The sequence below is a fragment of the Neobacillus sp. NPDC058068 genome (genome assembly GCF_042885335.1).
Classification (GTDB): domain Bacteria; phylum Bacillota; class Bacilli; order Bacillales; family Cytobacillaceae; genus Neobacillus.
On the sequence record NZ_JBHVSI010000001.1, the window covers coordinates 222,333 to 240,449 of the forward strand.

The following is an 18,117-nucleotide window of genomic DNA, read 5'->3' on the forward strand; positions in this document are numbered from 1 at the left end:
TGGAGGAATCAGGATGAAACCAAAAGTAACTTGTTCAAATATGACAAAAACATATCATTTATATAGAAGAAAACGGGATAAATTTATCGACTTGATCGGGAATAAACACGGAAAACAAGCATTTTATGCATTGAAAAATATTTCCTTTGAAGTGTTTGCAGGAGAAACCATAGGCGTTGTAGGAATAAACGGTTCCGGTAAATCGACGCTTGCTAACCTGTTAGCACAAGTCATGCCGCCTACTTCCGGTAATATTGACATCAATGGTGATTCGTCCCTCATTGCGATTTCAGCTGGATTAAATAACCAGCTGTCGGGTCGTGAAAACATCCAATTAAAATGTTTGATGAACGGGTTTAAAAAAGCGAAAATTGCTAAAATCAGCTCCGATATTATCGAATTTGCCGATATCGGCACTTTTATCGAGCAGCCAATCAAAAACTATTCAAGCGGGATGAAATCGCGCTTAGGCTTTGCCATCTCGGTTCATTTAAATCCGGATATACTGATTGTCGATGAAGCCTTATCAGTAGGTGATCAAACCTTTTATGAAAAATGCCTGCAAAAAATGAATGATCTAAAGGCGGAGGGTAAAACCATTTTTTTCATCAGCCATTCGATTTCACAGCTTCGTAATTTATGTGACCGGGTTCTTTGGCTACATTTCGGTGAGGTTAAACAGTTTGATGAGACAAAAGCGGTTCTTGGTCAATACGATTCGTTTGTAAAATGGTTTAATAATTTAAGTACGCCTGAGAAAAAACAGTATAAAGAAACGATGTTAATAGAACAATTCAACAAAGTTATTGCCGTTAGCCGAAATACAGATAAGAAGGCCTGGGGATTTTATTTCCAAACAGGCTTATTATTGGTTGTTTCAATCCTTTCAGGGATTTGGATGTTCCTAAGTAAATGAGTATGGAATAAAGAATTTATTTGAATGCGGAAGTGATCTTTTCATGATGAAAGCTTTTCTGGCTGCTTCTTATGCTGTTAGTTTGTATATCGGGCCACAGCCTGTGCAGAAAGTTATGTTCAATTTGTGTGTAGGAAAAAAAAATAGGCTGGCTGGAGGGAGATATTTACTGGGCGTTTCCTGCCGTTTAGGCAAGCAAAAGAGGTTTCTAAGTCATTTAAGCCAATGTATGCGTTTGGATGAAAACCAAAGGAGATACTTAGCGGCCTATGCTTGGAGAAACCTAGGTTTGTATAACCAGGCATGGATGGAATTAAAAGAGATCGATGATCAATCTCCAGAAATACATTCCTTAAAAAGCAACACCCTTTATAACGCCAGGAACATTGAAGAGTTAATTCAATTTAGTAAAGAAATAGCAGCGGGTTCGGCGTTAGATGATAAACAAAAACACTTTTTAATCCAATATTCATTTCGAAAACACGGGGCATTCAAGGCACGTCAATTATCTGAGGTTTTTGATGATGGAACTTCTCATTTCAAAGATTTAATAGAAAAGTATAAAGAAATGGAAAGAAGAGGCGAGTCTTGGGATGGGTCGCCAGCATTGGCCCTAACATTAAGAGAAATGAAGGATGAACCAGCTTTAAATTTGGTGTTACATTCTTTTAAAGAAGGAGACCGCTCCCCGCTAATCTATCACACATTGATCGAAACGTTAAAAGAAATCGGATTGAAAAAGAAATATCTTCATGACGTAAATTTAATGATCGATGAGGGTTTTCTTCCGTTAACCAGTAAAGACGCTCTTTATCTCCTTACGAATTGCCGCGGCTTTCATGACGTATACGATGGCCGATACTTTTTAGGGAAAGAGGATGATTTTTCCAATGTGGTCGTGTATGGTGAGAGCTTACCTGAACCCATTTTTAAATCCCTGCTTTTGAAATTAATTGATCCTCTTATCCATTCATCGCAGCCTCTGCCTTTTAATGAGAAAGCATTTAAGATTTTATCCAGTTATTTAAAAGGAAAGCATAAATGGGATTGTCTTGAGGTGCGGTGGTATTTACAGAGGAATGAGCTAGAACATATAGACGATTTTATAAATCCGTTTCCACAAGACAAGCAGTTAAAATTATTGCTATATGTTGCGAAGTACTGCCATGAACAGCAATTAAATAAACTTGCCCTAATATTTGGTGAAAAGGCTTATCAGATTAGCCAAAATCATGAGGTAGTCCTTAGGAGATTAATTGCCAGTCACCATCGGCTCGGCAATGTTTCCGAAAGATATTATTTTATCAAGAAACTTAAAAAATTGGCACCTCATCGCCTTTTTAAAAAGGAATATGAGATGGCGTTAGATGAATACTTGTTACAAAAAAACGAATGGAATTGGTCGAGAAAAAGTAAAAACATTGAAAAAGGAAAGACAATTGTTCATGTGTTGAATAAGTCATTACCGGAAGTAAACGGCTATACGATAAGAAGCTCTGAAATGGTTGAACATCAAAAGAATTCACTAATACATCCAGTTGTGATCACGAAATTAGGTTATTCTTTTGATTCGAAGGTTGTAGAAAGCATCGGAAGAGAAATTCATAATGGGATTGAACATTATCGCCTTATGGATGTAAACGGCAGTTCGAAAATAAATGAAGTTCCAATGAGCGAGTATTTTCGGACTTATGCAGATCACTTTGCCCGAGCCCTACGCCAAATAAATCCCGCTTTGATCCATACGGCTTCTAATTTTCAAAATGCCCTGCCTGCCTTAAAAGTGGCACAAAAGTACCAGATTCCCTCCGTTTATGAGGTTAGAGGGCTTTGGCATGACACACAGGCAACGAAAACAGCGGGTTTTGAAAATTCAGAACGCTATTTATTGCATGAAAAATACGAGTTAATTTGCTGCCATACTGCGGACCGAGTTGTGGCTATTAGTCAAAGTTTAAGGGAACATCTAATCAATAAGGGGATTCCAGAGGAAAAAATTTACTTTGTTCCAAATGGAGTAGATGTAAAGAAATTTAAGCCGCAGCTGCCTAATACAGAACTTCAAAAAAAGTTTGACTTAGAAAATAAATTAGTCATTGGCTTTATCGGGTCGGTTACCCATTATGAAGGGCTTGATTATTTATTAAAGGCATTAGCCGAGCTGAAGAAAATGGCAATATCCTTTTCATTTCTGTTAGTAGGGGATGGAAAGGCACTTCCCGATCTTAAACAATTAGCACGGGAGCTTCAATTAGAAGCAGAGGTCATATTTGTAGGCAGAGTACCTCATCATGAAGTCAAAGACTACTATTCTGTAATTGATGTTTTTCCCTTCCCGCGTACAAAGGCAAAGGTTTGTCAGCTAGTAACGCCGCTTAAGCCATTCGAAGCAATGGCGATGGGAAAACTTGTGTTAGTAAGCGATATTCCGGCTTTAAGGGAAATGGTGATTGATGGCGAAACTGGCCTTGTATTCAAAGCTGAGGACGTATCATCGTTAGTCGAATGCCTTCAGCAAGTAGAAAACTCGAAGCATTTAGCTAAGCAAGGGAGAAAGTGGGTCGTCAATAATCGAGCTTGGGACCAATTAGCTAGAATCTATCATGAAATTTATCAATTAGAGTCAGCAGAACCGGTTCAAGCACTAGAGGCATAACTCAAAACAGAGTCCCTCAGAAAATTGAATGAAAGGTGGGGATTTTCCTTGGAGATAATCGAGCATACATACAAAAGCAATCTGCCAATAAAGTATGTTTTTTCAGAAGGGAAAGTGAACAAAGATCATTTGGTTGTCGTTTTCTCTGCATTTTCACCTGAAAAAGCGGAAATCAAGCACAGTTACAATTATATTCGTTCCTTACAGCATATCGATTGTCACCGCTTGTTTATTCTTGACAATTATGGCCCCCGAGGCTGTTATTACTTAGGGGAAAATATGAATTTCGAGGTAGAAACTTCTGTTCATTCATTAATTAGTTACATTACCGGAAAATACGGAATTAGCCAGAAAAATGTCATTACAGCTGGTTCATCTAAGGGCGGCTCAGCTGCCTTATATTTTGGACTTAAATACCATTATGGGCATATCATTGCCGGTGCTCCGCAAACCAAAATTGCTGACTATGTGTTAAAGTCTGCAAAAGATACTGCAGCCTATATATTTGGAGAAAGTCATCCATCTAGAGAAGCAATAGAAAAAGTAGATCAAATCATCTTTGATCAAATGGATCATGACATTTTATCTGAGTTACATCTATTATCCAGTGAGAATGATAGTCAATTTCCTATACACATAAAACCATTTTTGAATCAATTGAATCAGAACAAGATAAAAAGTCACATTCAGATCAACAATGAAATAAAAAACCATAGCCATATTGCTAAACATTTTCCTTATTTTTTACAAAAAACTTTGTATCAGCTCATCTATGGACTAGACTTGGGAATCGTTTACGAGAAAATGGACAGCGGCAGGCGGCAGATCCGAGTCGATGTACCGGTGAAACAGGAAGTTCGTACAGTTGTTTCTATTAAACACCAAGATGAACCCATTTTGGAAATCCCGTTTGAGGCTGAAGGAAGATTTGATTTATCCGCTATCGGATCAAGTAATATGCTTAAAAAAATCGATATTGCCTTAGAAATTCTCCATGAAAAGTCTCTATCCATTCCACTGGAAAGTATCATTTTCAGTAGAGATTATTTACAAAATACCTATAATTTTTCCATCGAAAATAACAAAATCTGTTTTCAACTAGATTGTCATCAGCTTCAAGATGTTGAATTCGCATTCTATATTATCCTGGACAATCAAGTATATGAGAAGATTATGTACCAGGAGGAACAGGAATTAGTTTTTCCTATTACACAACCGGGGACCTATAGAATCCATTACTTTGTTCGGTCTAAACAGAATGGAGAGAAAATCAGTAATAAAACCCATGAGATTGAGTTTACGCGTAGTTTAGTAAATTCAAGTAATAAATAACAGAGAGAGGGATCTAGTTGACTGTAACTGCACAATTTCCTTGGATCAATTTATTAAAAGTTGATAAATTGAGTCCAGTGACGATTAACACTAAGATAAGATTTGATTTAGACGCTAATGGCGATAAACTTCAATTCGCCTGGTATATTTTTAGAAATGGCAAGCGGATTGAATATATTCCTTATCAAGAAGCTAATGTACTGGAATGGGAACCGAATGAACCCGGTTCTTATTATATAAAAGCATTTACAAGGGATAAAGATGGCGAACAAGTTTCGATTAAATCAGCTGAATATAAGGTGATTGATTGTTTAAAGTTTGAGGACATCGAACATATAACCCCAAACCTGCAAAGCCCGCAGCATGTAGGTGCTGTGATTAAATGGGAGGCAAATGTAATAGGGGAAGAGTTGAAATATGCGTGGTATGTTTATAAAGACAACAAGAGAGTGGACTATATTTCATTTTCGAAATCAAACCAGCTAGAATGGTCTCCTCCAGAAAAAGGTACTTACACAATCAAGTTATTTGTGAAGGATCTTTCCGGTAATAAGTTTTCGAAATGGTCGAATGACTATATTATTCAATAGTGTGCTCGTTGATGTTCAATCATGTGAATAAATTATCAAATTAAAAAAGGAAGGGAGACGCTACTCCTTTCCTATTTTAATTAATGGATATTTTTTTTTGTAATGCTAACTTTTCTAAGTGTTTGAGATTACCGCCAATGAATGTTGGATTGTCTCCGCTTCTGTTACCCTCGGCTATTAACGAGCCAAAATAACTATTCTGAATTAATACGAAACTTTTTAGTGAATCATTGGTTGTGCTCTTATAGATATTATTTTGGAGTGTGACATGATTCCCATATCCAAGGGATAAAAAATAGTTGCTTTTACCAGTATGGATATTATTTTTTATCGTAATTTCATTGCCTCTCACGAGAAAAGCTTGGTTAAAATTTACAACATAATTGTTTTTAAATAAAATATGTTCAGCCGTTGAATGAGTTCCAAATCCACTGTTACCTGGTGCGAGGCTGCCCTTTTTTGCTCCGAATACCTTGGAGTCAGATACGATCCCATAGCGGGAGGGGGTATCTCCAGAAAAATCCACCCCTCTGCGAACATTCTTGAAAATACTGTTTTGTATAATCGTCCCTGAACCACCATAATCCTGAATGCCATAGCCTAACTTTGTCTTTTTAGTAACGCCAAGATTGATATTGACATCTTGAATTGTTGTCGCAAATGTTTTATTCAAAAATATACCTGTTAGTTTTGAATTACTTATGGACACATCACTAATCGTGGCGTTGCTTGAAAAATGAATAACGACCATTTTTGAATCATAAGGCAATGGATGGGTAAATGAAATTCCCTTTAAATTTATCTCATGATTCGCATACGCATCTACAGTGACGTTTTCATTTATACCAATATCGTAGCTTTCACTTAAGTCACGATCCAGATATACTTTTTGATTGCGGATCTTTGTAATTTTATACAGCCCACCTTTTGTTAGATAATCACGATTATCCCAGTACCAAAGTTTATCAGACTTTAAGTGAAGCAAACCCCCTTGCTTCATTCCCTTCGTATTTTCTAAAACCACGTAACGATCATTCTTTGACATTTTTTCAATCACATTTGTTGTGTTTACCGGTTTGTTCTCGAAAATAAAGGCACTTGTTTTATTTTTTTGTAAAATTACAGCAGGACTTTTACTTTCATCTTCAGAAACAATCGTAATCGCATGGTTGCAAGTAAGTGGTTTGTCAATTATATAAGTAGCCCCATTCTTCAATGTCACTTTCGAGCTCTTGTTAATGGCGGCCTGCAGTGCCTTCGTATCCAATTTATCATCAAATCCATCAGCCCCAAATTGTTCCGGTGATACATTTGAAAGTAACTGGTTTGAATAACTTTGAGGATTTTGTTCGATTGTCTTGTTGCTAGAATCTTGAAACTGTATAGAATGGTGCCTTGTTAAAGTCCAGAACAGAACAATAAAGCCTAAGAATATTGAAAAATAGAATAAATTCCTTTTTCTACTAACTTTTCTCATAAAACGTTCCCCCGGTGCTGTGCGAAGAATTTTTCCAATTTAAGTCGTAAAATGCTATATTTCTATGTTAATTGAACCTCCACCCATTTTCGCACACTATTGATAAACCAGATGTTCGTACTTTTTCGCAAATCTGCAACTGTTAATGTTTTTTTGTGAATGTTTCCAGTTTTAAGTAACTTTTCACGAAATGTGCCAGCTAATAATCCGCTTTTCACTGGCGGTGTCCACAATAATCCATCAATTTCTAAAACGAGATTCCCATTGGTAAACTCAGTCAACTCTCCGTCTTCATTCCAAAGAAGCACATCGAACACATGAACAGGTTTCATCATTTGAAATGAAGTGTAAACATCCCGGTTCGTTGTTTTATGGTATAAGAAGGGCATGCTTTTATCTATCGGTTTGTCGGCAAGCATCACCTTTAGAGCAGCCTCAGGTGGTGTAATCGGGTTCCCTTCAATGATGATCTCCCCGTCAATTGCCAAAAGGAGCCGTACTTTTAACTTACCCTCGTTATTATGTCTCGCAAACGTTTGTAAAGCCTCGTTGACATCCTCCAAATTACATGGAAAACAAAAGTATTGAGCTGAATTTTTCAAGCGATTGAGATGTTCATCTAACAAAAAATAGCTTCCGGCGTCTAATAATAAGCTTTCCAGCAATTGAAACGCTGGTCTGTTTTCTTCAAGTAAACTTGCTTTTGCAAGGATTTCTTCATATTCACCTTCAGTAGTTGAATCCCATGTAATCCCGCCGCCGACGCCATAAGTTGCCTTTCCAGATTGATGTTCAATCAAAACTGTTCTAATCGGTACATTAAAAATAGCTTCCTTATTGGGTGTAATAAAACCAATTGCCCCACAATAGACATTCCGCGGTGCCGTTTCTAAATCAGCAATGATGTTCATCGTGCTGATTTTCGGAGCACCCGTAATCGAGCCGCAAGGAAATAGGGCTTTAAAAATCTCAACGAGTTTAGTATTAGCTGAAATCTTTGCTGTAATGGTTGAAGTCATTTGATGAACGGTAGGGTAATGTTCAATTTCAAATAGCTTTGGAACGGAAACCGTACCAGGTTCGGCGATCATGCCTAAGTCATTTCGCAGCAGGTCAACAATCATGAGATTTTCAGCACGGTTTTTTTCAGAATGATAGAGCCAGTTGGCGTTTTCTTCATCTTCTGTAAAGGTTTTTCCTCTTTTCGTTGTTCCTTTCATTGGTCGAGTAGTAATATTGTCACCCTCTAAATGAAAAAACAGTTCAGGAGAAGCAGACAAAATACTATGCGCACCTGTGTTGATGTAGGCACAATAATTGGAAGCTTGAGCCTTCTTTAATTTCTCGAAATAAGCGATATCGTCTCCTTGGAAGTGAGCGTTCAGTCGAATCGTATAGTTTGTCTGGTATGTATCGCCACACTCAATCGCTTGTTTAATCGATAAGATGGATTTATTGTATTCATCAGTACCAACAGATAGGGTCCATTCCGTATGAGAATACGCACCATTACTGCTGAGCGGTTGATGAAGCGGCTCCGAAAAGATTCCAAACCATAGCAGCGGCATTGAACTCTTGTCTTTGACTCGATAAGCAGAATCGAAGGCGGGTGCACTTTCGTAAGATAAAAAACCAGCAGCATAATAACCGTTATCAACTGCATCCTGGACATGTTGAAAGCTTGGTATTACATCTTCGATTGAATCAGCTATAATCACCTGGACTGGATCTTGAAATGTAAGCGGTTTTATGTTGCCTTTCAAATCAGCAAATTCAAACGCTAACAGCGGGTGTTGTTTCATGTTATTTGTCATCATCTTTGGGTTCCTTTAATTTTTGTAAAAAAATTCTCTAACATTTGTAATCCGTTTTTCGTCATAATTGACTCAGGATGGAATTGGACTCCTTCTACTGTATAGTGCTTAAGGCGGATTGCCATAATTTCTCCATCCTCACTTCTTGCACTAATTTCAAGACAGGGGGGAAGTGTCATCTCATCTACGATTAAGGAATGATATCTGGTTACCTGTAATGGTGACGGAATATCACGGAAAATAGCATTTTGATCATGGCGAATGAGCGAGATTTTGCCATGCATCGGTTTCAACGCCTTTATCACAGTACCTCCAAATGCTTGGGCAATAATTTGTTGTCCAAGGCAGACACCGAGAATAGGGACTTTTTGATAATACGTTTTCACAACATCTAAACAAATACCGGCTGAATCAGGATTACCGGGACCGGGAGAAAGAAGGATTGAATCCGGCTGCATCTCTTCTAAATCATCTAGTGAGATCTGATCATTCCGAATCACAACGACCTCTTCGCCGATTTTTCGGATGTACTGGACTAAATTGAACGTAAATGAGTCATAGTTATCAATTACTAATATCACTGTTGATTCTGGCCCCATTTCGTTTGAATATTTTACGAACCGTGACTGGCTATGTTGGTTCCTAAATTCTTTGCTTGAAGTATTTCGAAAAACTGAAAGCCTTTAAAAGAATTTTACCAATCTGTTTAATTACAGACCAAGATTACAATAAATTTAAATCCATTCGATGTCAATGTTTAAATGGAAAAACGTTTCGTTTTGAATATTGACATCAGTGTCACAAGTGACTACAATTTTAGTTAAGTTAATTTGTATTTATAAAGGAGTAATAGAATCATGGAAATGAAGAAAACTGAGAATATTACAAGAACGGATCGGCGCAAGGCGAGGATTAGGGAGCAGCTTATTGCTGGAGCAATGGAAGCGTTTACTGAAGTTGGTTATATGAAGACGACGGTGGATGACATTACGTCCCGTGCTGACGTCGGACATGGAACCTTTTACCATCATTTTAAAAATAAGCAGGACCTTCTCGGTAAATTGGTTGACGAGCTGGCCGATAAGGTGAATGACTATGTTCAGCCGAAGAATATGCAATTAAGTATTTATGAAAGAATGAGATATGAAGCCCGTGGGATATTGGAATATTATGTGAATAATAGAAGCATTTTGTTGGCATTAAAGGAAGCCGTAATGGTGGATAAACAATTTGAGGGAAAATGGCTGAAAATTAGCGAAAGCCTATTTAAACGAATTGAACATGACATCAAAGGATCAGTGGATAAGGGGTACTGCCACGACATAAATGTAGATGTAACCATTCGCTCGTTAACTTGTATGTTTGAGGGATATGGCCATTATTTAATGACGGAGGACTTGAGTTCTGAGGATATCAATGCTGTTGCAGACTCTCTAACAGACCTATGCTATCGAGCCATTTTTAAAACACAATAATTTTGGTAAAAAAGAATAACTATAAATCTTCTTAAAAACTAAAAGGGGGAAACTGAAATTGCTGTCTCAAATAGGAGTTACACAAGTTACGATTCCACTGCCATTCCGATTAAATCATGTCAATTGTTTTTTAGCAGAAGGGGCTTGGGGCTGGACGATTATTGATGCGGGATTAAATACAGAAGTATCCGAAAATATTTGGAAACCAATTATTGAGAAACATGATGTGAAGGATATCATCTTAACACATTATCACCCTGACCATTTTGGCTTTGCCGGAAAACTGCAGGAATTAACAAATGCTGATGTTTGGATGACAGAGGTGGATGCGAAAGCAGGTTTGAGCTACTGGGAAGCCGACTCTATGGAATGTGTAAAAAAGAATTTTTACACATACGGCCTTCCTAAAGACGATCTATCAGAATTAATCGTTGATGAAGAAAGATTTCTTAATCGAGTTCAACCGTATCCTACGATCAATCAGTACCTCACAGAGGGTATGAAACTATTATTTGGCAAACACGAATATGAAGTTATTTTCACCCCAGGTCATTCTGATGGATTAATTACATTATATAATAATGAAAATAGTATCCTTTTTTCTACTGATCATATCTTACCTAGAATTTCACCCAATATCTCATATTTTTTTAGAGGTATTCGTAATCCGCTTGAAGCCTTCTTTCAATCGCTGAACAAGATTAAATGTTTAGATGCAGATGTTGTCATTCCTTCCCATGGTAAGCCATTCCGAAATGCCAATAAAAGAATTGATGAATTATTGGCGCACCATCACGAGAGATTGGAAATAGTCTATCAATCTATTAAGCAGCCTTCTTCTATCATTGAAGTTAGCCGGCGACTGTTTAAAAATTTGACAATCCACGAAACCCGATTCGCAATTGGAGAAACCTTAGCACATTTGGAATACCTATTTTTGAATCAGCAGTGCACAAGAAGTTTTGAAGAGGGCACATGGTATTACGAGGCTGTTTAGGTTTATCCAAAAAAATTTATGAAATTATTGACATTGTAGTCATATATGCCTACAATGTCAATTGAGGGAATAATCGGAAAATTACAACAAAAAGTTAATGGAGGTGATGAATATCGAGAATTAGCAAAGATATTTTTTGGATTAATAATACTTCGGCACATAAGTGCTAAAAAGGGAATATTCTTCAAACCTCCTTCTTTTACTTCACCTCAGCAAATCATACTAATAAGGAAAAGGTTGATAATGCCCAAGTTGTTTGCAATAAGGCGTACTATAATTTTTATTGCACAACTAAGAGTTTCTAAACCTAATAGAATGATGTCCTAAACTTATCCTGGCAAGGGGAGATCAATATGGAAAACCACAACGTATATCACTCTAGACGTTTAACTGAATCGTATTGGCCAGCTGATACATCTAGAACTTTGCATGACTCAACTGTTGCTCAGGTATTACGGCAAGTAGCAGCAGAAGTGCCGAATCGCATTGCATTGATAGATGGGGTAATGGACCCAGCTCGCCGCAGACGCTGGACCTACGCTCAACTTCTCTCAGACGCAGAAAGGGTGGCTTGTGCCCTGTTAAACAAGTTCAAGCCTGGTGAACGGGTGGCCATATGGGCACCAAATAGAATTGAATGGATGTTAATCGAATATGGCTGCGCGATTGCAGGTATCATTTTGGTCACGGTGAACCCTGCTTTAAGGGGAAAAGAACTCGAATATGTTTTACGGCAATCAGAGGCAGCAGGCCTATTCCTAACGGAGGAATATCGCGGTCACAATATGCTCCAAACAGCCCACGAGGTTCGTGTAAATTTACCGACGCTTAGAGAAGTTATCAATTTTTCAGATTTCGAGGATTTCATTCATTCTGGGAACAAGACTGTAACCTTCCCGGAAGTTAAGTCAGAAGATCCTTTTGTGATTATGTACACGTCGGGAACGACCGGCAACCCAAAAGGAGCAATCCTCCATAATAAGGGTATGACTAATAGTACAAAATTCATGGCCGAACGTGCCGGTATGGAAAAAGGCGGGGTGTGGGTAAATGTCATGCCATTGGTTCATATGGGCGGTTGTGGTTTCGCTGTATTGGGGACTTTGCAACAGCGTGGTACCCATGTACTAGTGGGAGGTTTTGACCCAGCGCTTTTTCTAAAGCTAGTTGAGGAGGAGAAGGGGACATTCGCTCTCCTCGTCCCTACGATGGTTGAGGCAATCCTAAACTTACCTGAACGCGATCAGTATGATCTTTCAACCTTAAACTCTATTTTATCTGGAGCATCGAAAGTAGAACCATATTTAGTTCGGCGTGTTAAAAAGGAATTGGGCTGTGGAATGTCGATCGTGTGCGGGCAAACAGAGATGCATGGGGGGACGACGCAAACTCATCTCGATGATACACCAGAGGACCAGGCTGAAACCATTGGGCAGCCATATCCCCATATTGAAGTAAAAATTGCTGACCCGGCAACCGGTGAAGTGCTCCCACTGGGGAAGGATGGAGAAATCTGCTGCCGTGGTTATCAAACGATGGTTGGCTATTATAATATGCCGGAAGAAACGGCCGCTACACTAAAGGATGATGGCTGGCTCCACTCCGGTGATTTTGGCTCTATGGACGAACGCGGTTTCATAAAGATTAGGGGCCGATTGAAGGATTTGATAATACGTGGAGGTGTCAACATTTACCCGATTGAAGTAGAAAACCTTCTGAAGGAACATCCGAAGATTGGAAACGTATCTGTGATTGGCTTGCCGGATGAATACTGGGGAGAGCAAGTCGCAGCAATTATTATTCCAAAGTCACATGCGAACAAACCAACAGAGGAAGAACTGACTGAATACTGTAAAGCAAATATGGCGAGTTATAAAAGGCCAAGGTTTTGGTTTTTCGTCAATGAGTTCCCGACAACAGCAGCAGGTAAAATACAAAAGTTCAAGCTGCGTGAAATAGTTTTAAAAGATGAACCTCAGCTTAATAAAAGATAGAGTTGATTAAAGTAAGTTGATCTCTTTGTTAAAAAAGGGATTTTAAATCCTTAGTGTATAAAAAATAATGTTACGGAGATAAAATACGAATCTACCCAAGGGAGCTGCAAATTGAGCTCCCTATTTCAGTTTTTTCAAATTGAAACTAGGGACTAAGTAAGTATAAATACATATAATTAAGTTATTGACACTAATGTCATATATGACTACAATGTATTTAAAGGAATTATCTGAATATTACGGAAGGTAAAAATAACCTTGAACGAATGGTTGATATTCACGCTTTAAAGGTGAATGCCTGTGTTTAGCAAAGAAATTGCAGTTGATCCAACTATAAAGAATTGGGGGTAAAAAAGATTTATGCAGGATGTATATATCATCGGAATCGGGATGAATAAATTTGGTAAATATCCGTTAGAGACAGTTCGTACCATGGCGGAGGACGTAATTCATCAATCATTAAACGATGCTGGGATAAATAAAGAGGATCTAGAGGCTGGATTCTTCTCCAATACCTTTTGGGGGATGTTTGAAGGTCAGCACTCGATTCGTGGACAGGTGGTTTTCAGGGGGATGGGGATGGACCGGATCCCCGTAACTAATGTTGAAAATGCCTGTGCAGGTGCATCAACTGCCCTTCACCTAGCCTATACCGGAGTACGGGCAGGAATGTATGACGTCGCCATTGCTGTCGGTTCTGAAAAGCTTACGAACCCTGACAAAGCTAAATCGTTATCTGCCTATTCCAGTTGTATGGATGTCGAAAATTATGAAAAACAGATCGGTTTGCTATTGGATTATGGAAAAAATCTCGAAGGTTGCCATCCTCCAGAAGAATCCGCACCTGGTACTGGCAGAAGTGTTTTTATGGATGTTTACGCGATGATGACTCGCTGGCATATGAACAAGTATGGAACGACGCAAAGACAATTGGCAGCGATTGCATCTAAGAATCACTTTCACTCTTCGCTCAATCCCTATGCACAATACCAGACCCGTATGAGTATTGATGATGTTTTAAAAGATAGCCCGGTAACATACCCTTTAACCCGAAGCATGTGTGCGCCGGTAGGGGATGGTGCAGCAGCCGTCATAGTTTGCTCAGAATCTTTTATAAAAAAGTTAAAGAAACCTCGTCCGATAAAAATTCTTGCCTCGGTGCATGGGCAAGGTTCCGATAGAGACCTTGACGGGGAAGATATCGGTGAAAGACTTGCCAAAGCTGCCTATGTGAAGGCCGGCCTTGGTCCTCAGGATATTGACCTTGCAGAGTTACATGATGCTACCGCATACGGGGAACTGCACCAAAGCGAGGCGATGGGATTTTGTCCGCCTGGAGAGGGAGGCGCACTTGCTGAATCAGGTGCGACAACACTTGGGGGATCAATTCCAATCAATACGAGTGGAGGACTTGAGAGTAGAGGACACCCCATTGGTGCCTCCGGCCTTGCGCAGATTTACGAAGTTGTCACACAGCTCAGGGGAGAAGCGGGCGACAGACAGGTGATTGGCGCCAGAATCGGACTTGCTGAGAACGGCGGCGGAAGTATTGGTGTTGAAGAAGCTGCCATGTGTATTCATATTTTAGAAAAAGTGTGACCGCTAAAAGATAGAGAAGGAAGTGGAAATGTGGATTTTAATTTATCGGACGAATTGAATATGTTAAGGGAAATGACGTACAAGTTCGCGGTCAATGAAATCGCTCCACATTCATCGGAATGTGATAAACAAGAGAAGTATACACCAGAAATCCGTAGGAAAGCCGCCGAACTGGGGCTGGTTGGAGCCTGGATTCCGGAAAAGTATGGCGGAGCCGGAATGGGAATCCTAGGGCAAGCCGTTATTACGGAACAGCTTTCCCGAGTGGATATGGGAATTGGCACGAATATTATTACCGCTAGCTTTGGATGTGAAGCGATTTATCTTTACGGAACAGAGGAGCAGAAACAGAAGTATTTGCCGCAAGTTTGTCAAGGAGAATGGGTTTCTTCAGGTGCCTTTACCGAGCCCAATGCCGGTACCGATGCTGCCGGATATCAAACACGGGCTGTCCGCGATGGTGATGATTTCGTGATTAATGGCAGCAAAATATTTATCACCAATGGAACGGTTTGTGATTTTATGGTCGTGCAAGCGATTACCCAGAAAAAAGGCACAAGCGATTCTCACAGATTATCGTAGACGCAAATACGGATGGAATCACTAGAACAAAACTGTATGGAAAATTAGGAATCCGGGCCAGTGATACCGCCCAAATTTCATTGGATAATGTCCGCGTGCCCCAGACTAATCTTGTCGGAACCGATGGCAAAGGGTTCCCTCAGTTAATGCACTTCTTTGATATTACCAGGATGATGGTTGCTGCTCAGGCGCTTGGAATTTCTCAGGCATGCCTAGATGCTGCGGTCAAGTATTCGAAAGAAAGGCATGCTTTTGGGAACCCAATCGGCAGTTACCAAGCCACCATGACCAAATTGACTGAAATGGCAGTCAAAACTGAAGCACTGCGAAATCTGGTTTATAAGGCGGCGTGGCTCGTTGATACGGGAAAACCCGATTTTACTCTATCAGCAATGGCTAAATATTTGGGCGGTCAGACAGCCGTTTTTTGTGCAAACGCTGCCATAGAAATTCATGGTGGATACGGTTATATGGAGGAATACAGTGTTCAGAAATGGTATCGGGATGCTAAAATTCTCGAAATCTATGAAGGAACGAAGGAAGCCGAGGTCATGGCAATCGGCCGTGTTCTCCAGTCCAAATAACAACATGGGGCAAACGAAACGTGTTAGGAAAAACTGATTATGGATTACAGAAAATTAAACCTAATCAAAAAAGGAGAAAAACATGATTACCAATCTAGAAGGAAAAGTTGCCCTTGTTACAGGTGGGACGAATGGAATCGGCAAATCCACAGCTTTAAAGCTCGCAAAGAGTGGAGCTGATGTGGTGGTTAGTGGGAGAAACCACGAAGCAGGTATGCAGGTAGTATCGGAGATAAAGGAACTAGGGCGAAGAGCCGTATTTTTAGAATGTGACTTGTTTGTCTATGATTCTGTTAAGGAAATGGCTGACAAGGCTGTTACTGAAATGGGAAAGATTGATATTTTAATAGCAAATGGTGGTGCCACTGTCCAATATGCCAAGTTCTTTCATGAACTGGATCCAAATGACTATGATGGATGTCTAAACAGTCAACAATCATCCCGGCTTTATGCAATCCGGGCTTTGCTCGACCATATGCGGGAGCAGAATTATGGGAAAATTGTCATTATTACCAGTGATGCCGGGAGAATTGCAACGCCAAGAGAATCTCTCATTGGGTCGGCAGCGGCAGGGCTGGTGCTAATGAATAAAGCTTTAGCCAATGAATTCGCCCGCTGGCAAATTCGGGTGAATGCCCTTTGTTTAACAGTCATTCAGGACACTCCTGGCTTTGATGCCGTTATGGCTACCGAGGCCAGTCATGTATTTCAAAAAGCAGTCGATCGTGCAAAGCTTGGTCTTCCAAATGCAGAAGATGTCGCAGAAGCTGCTCTTTTCTTTGCCTCACCAGAATCTGACCGAATTACGGGTCAAACTCTTAGTATCAATGGTGGGCTATCCTTCGCGGGCTAACAAATCTCAATACCTTTTGTTTTAGTAAATTATCAAAATAAAAAAGTAAGGCAAGAAATTAAAGGAGGGAACACGTATATGTATGTAAATTTAACAGCAGATGAAATCTTGAGTAACTTAACCAAAATTGCAGCGGACCCCTACGAAAGAGCGAAAGAGTGGAAAATGGAAACAGGCTCCAAGATTATTGGATGTTCCATTATGCATTTTCCAGAAGAATTACTTCATGCAGCGGGAATTTTACCGATTGTTCTTCAAGTAAAGGAGGAACCAATTACCTCTGGTCACGCATATTATCCTTCCTACTTTTGTGGACCCACCCGCAGTGTTGTCGATCAAGCGGCCAAGGGAGAATTAGATTTCCTTGACGCATTCGTTGGCGGAGATTACTGTATTCAAGCCGTTGGCGGTTCGGAGGTAGTAGGGAATCTTCTTCCTAAAGTCAACAATATGTTTTTCCGCTTGCCTGTTGGTAACCAGCCATGGACGCAAGGAGATATTGTTCAAGGCTTAAAGGAATTAAAGAGAGATACTGAAAGATTCACAGGCAGAGAGATTAGTGCCGAGTCCATCCGTGAAAGCATTCGCATATATAACAAGAATCGCAGCCTCATCAGAGAATTATACGAGTTAAGAACAGCAAATCCTGGGATTCTAAGTTCTAGTGAGATGATGTCGATTATTAAGTCAAGTATGGTCATGCCCAAGGAAGAGCATAACGCGATATTAGAAAGTCTATTGCTAAAGCTTACCGAACAAAAGGATTCTAAGCAACAGGGAGGAGTACGTGTCTTCTTATCTGGCAGCTTTTGTGGAGCCCCTAAAAGCGAAATATTGTCGCTCGTTGAAGAATCAGGGGCTGTCGTGGTCGGCGATGACCTTTTCCACGGTTTCAGATATATAAGTGACAATATTAGTGAGGATGCCAGGGAACCGTTGGAGGCAATCGCTGCTCATTATATAGATAAGAACACGAACGTACCTTGTCCAACTCGATGTGACCCTAAAACCGACTGGCCTCAATACCTTGTTGACTCGATGAGAAAGCATAAGGCAGACCAACTCGTTATTGTGATGGCACAATTTTGTGAACCACATATGTTCTTCTATCCAGATATCAAAGATGCCATGCAAGCGGCTGGAATCCCTCACCTGCTCCTAGAAATCTCACACGAACTTGATTCGATTGAAACCATTAAGACTAGATTAGAAGCCTTTGTTGAAATGGCTGTTTAAATGCTTGTAACA

The 18,117-nt window shown here is 39.8% G+C and carries 15 protein-coding genes; 12 read left to right on the forward strand and 3 right to left on the reverse strand.

Going from position 1 to position 18,117, the window contains the following annotated elements; genetic code table 11:
• Positions 1-13: 13 nt before the first annotated feature.
• The 4 genes from ACFVSW_RS01030 to ACFVSW_RS01045 are packed head-to-tail and all read left to right on the forward strand — an operon-like array spanning position 14 to position 5,494.
• Positions 14-916, forward strand: a complete 903-nt coding sequence (locus ACFVSW_RS01030; protein WP_387311220.1) for an ABC transporter ATP-binding protein — start codon at positions 14-16, stop codon at positions 914-916.
• A gap of 43 nt (positions 917-959) precedes the next feature.
• Complete coding sequence (locus tag ACFVSW_RS01035) at positions 960-3,572, forward strand: glycosyltransferase family 4 protein (protein WP_387311222.1); 2,613 nt, start codon at positions 960-962, stop codon at positions 3,570-3,572.
• 48 nt (positions 3,573-3,620) lie between these two features.
• Positions 3,621-4,904 (forward strand): hypothetical protein, encoded by a 1,284-nt coding sequence (locus ACFVSW_RS01040; protein ID WP_387311224.1) that lies wholly within the window; start codon positions 3,621-3,623, stop codon positions 4,902-4,904.
• Between the two features lie 17 nt (positions 4,905-4,921).
• Positions 4,922-5,494 (forward strand): hypothetical protein, encoded by a 573-nt coding sequence (locus tag ACFVSW_RS01045; protein WP_387311226.1) that lies wholly within the window; start codon positions 4,922-4,924, stop codon positions 5,492-5,494.
• Positions 5,495-5,570: 76 nt separating this feature from the next.
• Here ACFVSW_RS01045 and ACFVSW_RS01050 read toward each other — a convergent pair whose 3' ends face one another.
• From ACFVSW_RS01050 to ACFVSW_RS01060, 3 genes are all read right to left on the reverse strand, one after another.
• On the reverse strand, positions 5,571-6,971 hold the full coding sequence (locus ACFVSW_RS01050) for a right-handed parallel beta-helix repeat-containing protein (RefSeq protein ID WP_387311228.1): 1,401 nt from the start codon (positions 6,969-6,971) through the stop codon (positions 5,571-5,573).
• Positions 6,972-7,033: 62 nt separating this feature from the next.
• Positions 7,034-8,785, reverse strand: a complete 1,752-nt coding sequence (gene pabB, locus ACFVSW_RS01055; protein ID WP_387311229.1) for an aminodeoxychorismate synthase component I — start codon at positions 8,783-8,785, stop codon at positions 7,034-7,036.
• Positions 8,785-9,366 carry an anthranilate synthase component II gene (locus ACFVSW_RS01060; protein WP_387311231.1) on the reverse strand — a complete coding sequence of 194 codons (582 nt, stop codon included), beginning with the start codon at positions 9,364-9,366 and terminating at the stop codon, positions 8,785-8,787. Before ACFVSW_RS01060 ends, pabB begins: the two co-directional genes overlap by 1 nt.
• A 276-nt stretch (positions 9,367-9,642) precedes the next feature.
• Between ACFVSW_RS01060 and ACFVSW_RS01065 the strand changes: the two genes are divergently transcribed.
• From ACFVSW_RS01065 to ACFVSW_RS01100, 8 genes are all read left to right on the forward strand, one after another.
• Positions 9,643-10,260 (forward strand): TetR/AcrR family transcriptional regulator, encoded by a 618-nt coding sequence (locus tag ACFVSW_RS01065; protein WP_387311233.1) that lies wholly within the window; start codon positions 9,643-9,645, stop codon positions 10,258-10,260.
• A 58-nt stretch (positions 10,261-10,318) separates the two neighbouring features.
• On the forward strand, positions 10,319-11,257 hold the full coding sequence (locus tag ACFVSW_RS01070) for an MBL fold metallo-hydrolase (RefSeq protein ID WP_387311235.1): 939 nt from the start codon (positions 10,319-10,321) through the stop codon (positions 11,255-11,257).
• A gap of 353 nt (positions 11,258-11,610) precedes the next feature.
• On the forward strand, positions 11,611-13,251 hold the full coding sequence (locus ACFVSW_RS01075) for an AMP-binding protein (RefSeq protein WP_387311237.1): 1,641 nt from the start codon (positions 11,611-11,613) through the stop codon (positions 13,249-13,251).
• Positions 13,252-13,611: 360 nt separating this feature from the next.
• Positions 13,612-14,850: a thiolase family protein gene (locus tag ACFVSW_RS01080; protein ID WP_387311238.1), complete on the forward strand. Its 1,239-nt coding sequence runs from the start codon at positions 13,612-13,614 to the stop codon at positions 14,848-14,850.
• 30 nt (positions 14,851-14,880) lie between these two features.
• Complete coding sequence (locus ACFVSW_RS01085) at positions 14,881-15,432, forward strand: acyl-CoA dehydrogenase family protein (protein WP_387311240.1); 552 nt, start codon at positions 14,881-14,883, stop codon at positions 15,430-15,432.
• A gap of 95 nt (positions 15,433-15,527) precedes the next feature.
• A complete protein-coding gene (locus ACFVSW_RS01090) occupies positions 15,528-16,016 on the forward strand; it encodes an acyl-CoA dehydrogenase family protein (protein WP_387311242.1) in 489 nt (162 codons plus the stop codon).
• 82 nt (positions 16,017-16,098) lie between these two features.
• Positions 16,099-16,869: an SDR family NAD(P)-dependent oxidoreductase gene (locus ACFVSW_RS01095; protein ID WP_387311244.1), complete on the forward strand. Its 771-nt coding sequence runs from the start codon at positions 16,099-16,101 to the stop codon at positions 16,867-16,869.
• 78 nt (positions 16,870-16,947) lie between these two features.
• Positions 16,948-18,105, forward strand: a complete 1,158-nt coding sequence (locus tag ACFVSW_RS01100; protein WP_387311245.1) for a 2-hydroxyacyl-CoA dehydratase subunit D — start codon at positions 16,948-16,950, stop codon at positions 18,103-18,105.
• Positions 18,106-18,117 lie beyond the last annotated feature (12 nt).

Bases quoted from the DNA above. Each gene is read 5' to 3' on its own strand.
- ACFVSW_RS01095 (WP_387311244.1), top strand. From the start codon at position 16,099: ATGATTACCAATCTAGAAGGAAAAGTTGCCCTTGTTACAGGTGGGACG.
- ACFVSW_RS01035 (WP_387311222.1), top strand. From the start codon at position 960: ATGATGAAAGCTTTTCTGGCTGCTTCTTATGCTGTTAGTTTGTATATC.
- ACFVSW_RS01030 (WP_387311220.1), top strand. From the start codon at position 14: ATGAAACCAAAAGTAACTTGTTCAAATATGACAAAAACATATCATTTA.
- ACFVSW_RS01100 (WP_387311245.1), top strand. From the start codon at position 16,948: ATGTATGTAAATTTAACAGCAGATGAAATCTTGAGTAACTTAACCAAA.
- ACFVSW_RS01080 (WP_387311238.1), top strand. From the start codon at position 13,612: ATGCAGGATGTATATATCATCGGAATCGGGATGAATAAATTTGGTAAA.
- ACFVSW_RS01065 (WP_387311233.1), top strand. From the start codon at position 9,643: ATGGAAATGAAGAAAACTGAGAATATTACAAGAACGGATCGGCGCAAG.
- pabB (WP_387311229.1), bottom strand. From the start codon at position 8,785: ATGACAAATAACATGAAACAACACCCGCTGTTAGCGTTTGAATTTGCT.
- ACFVSW_RS01050 (WP_387311228.1), bottom strand. From the start codon at position 6,971: ATGAGAAAAGTTAGTAGAAAAAGGAATTTATTCTATTTTTCAATATTC.
- ACFVSW_RS01075 (WP_387311237.1), top strand. From the start codon at position 11,611: ATGGAAAACCACAACGTATATCACTCTAGACGTTTAACTGAATCGTAT.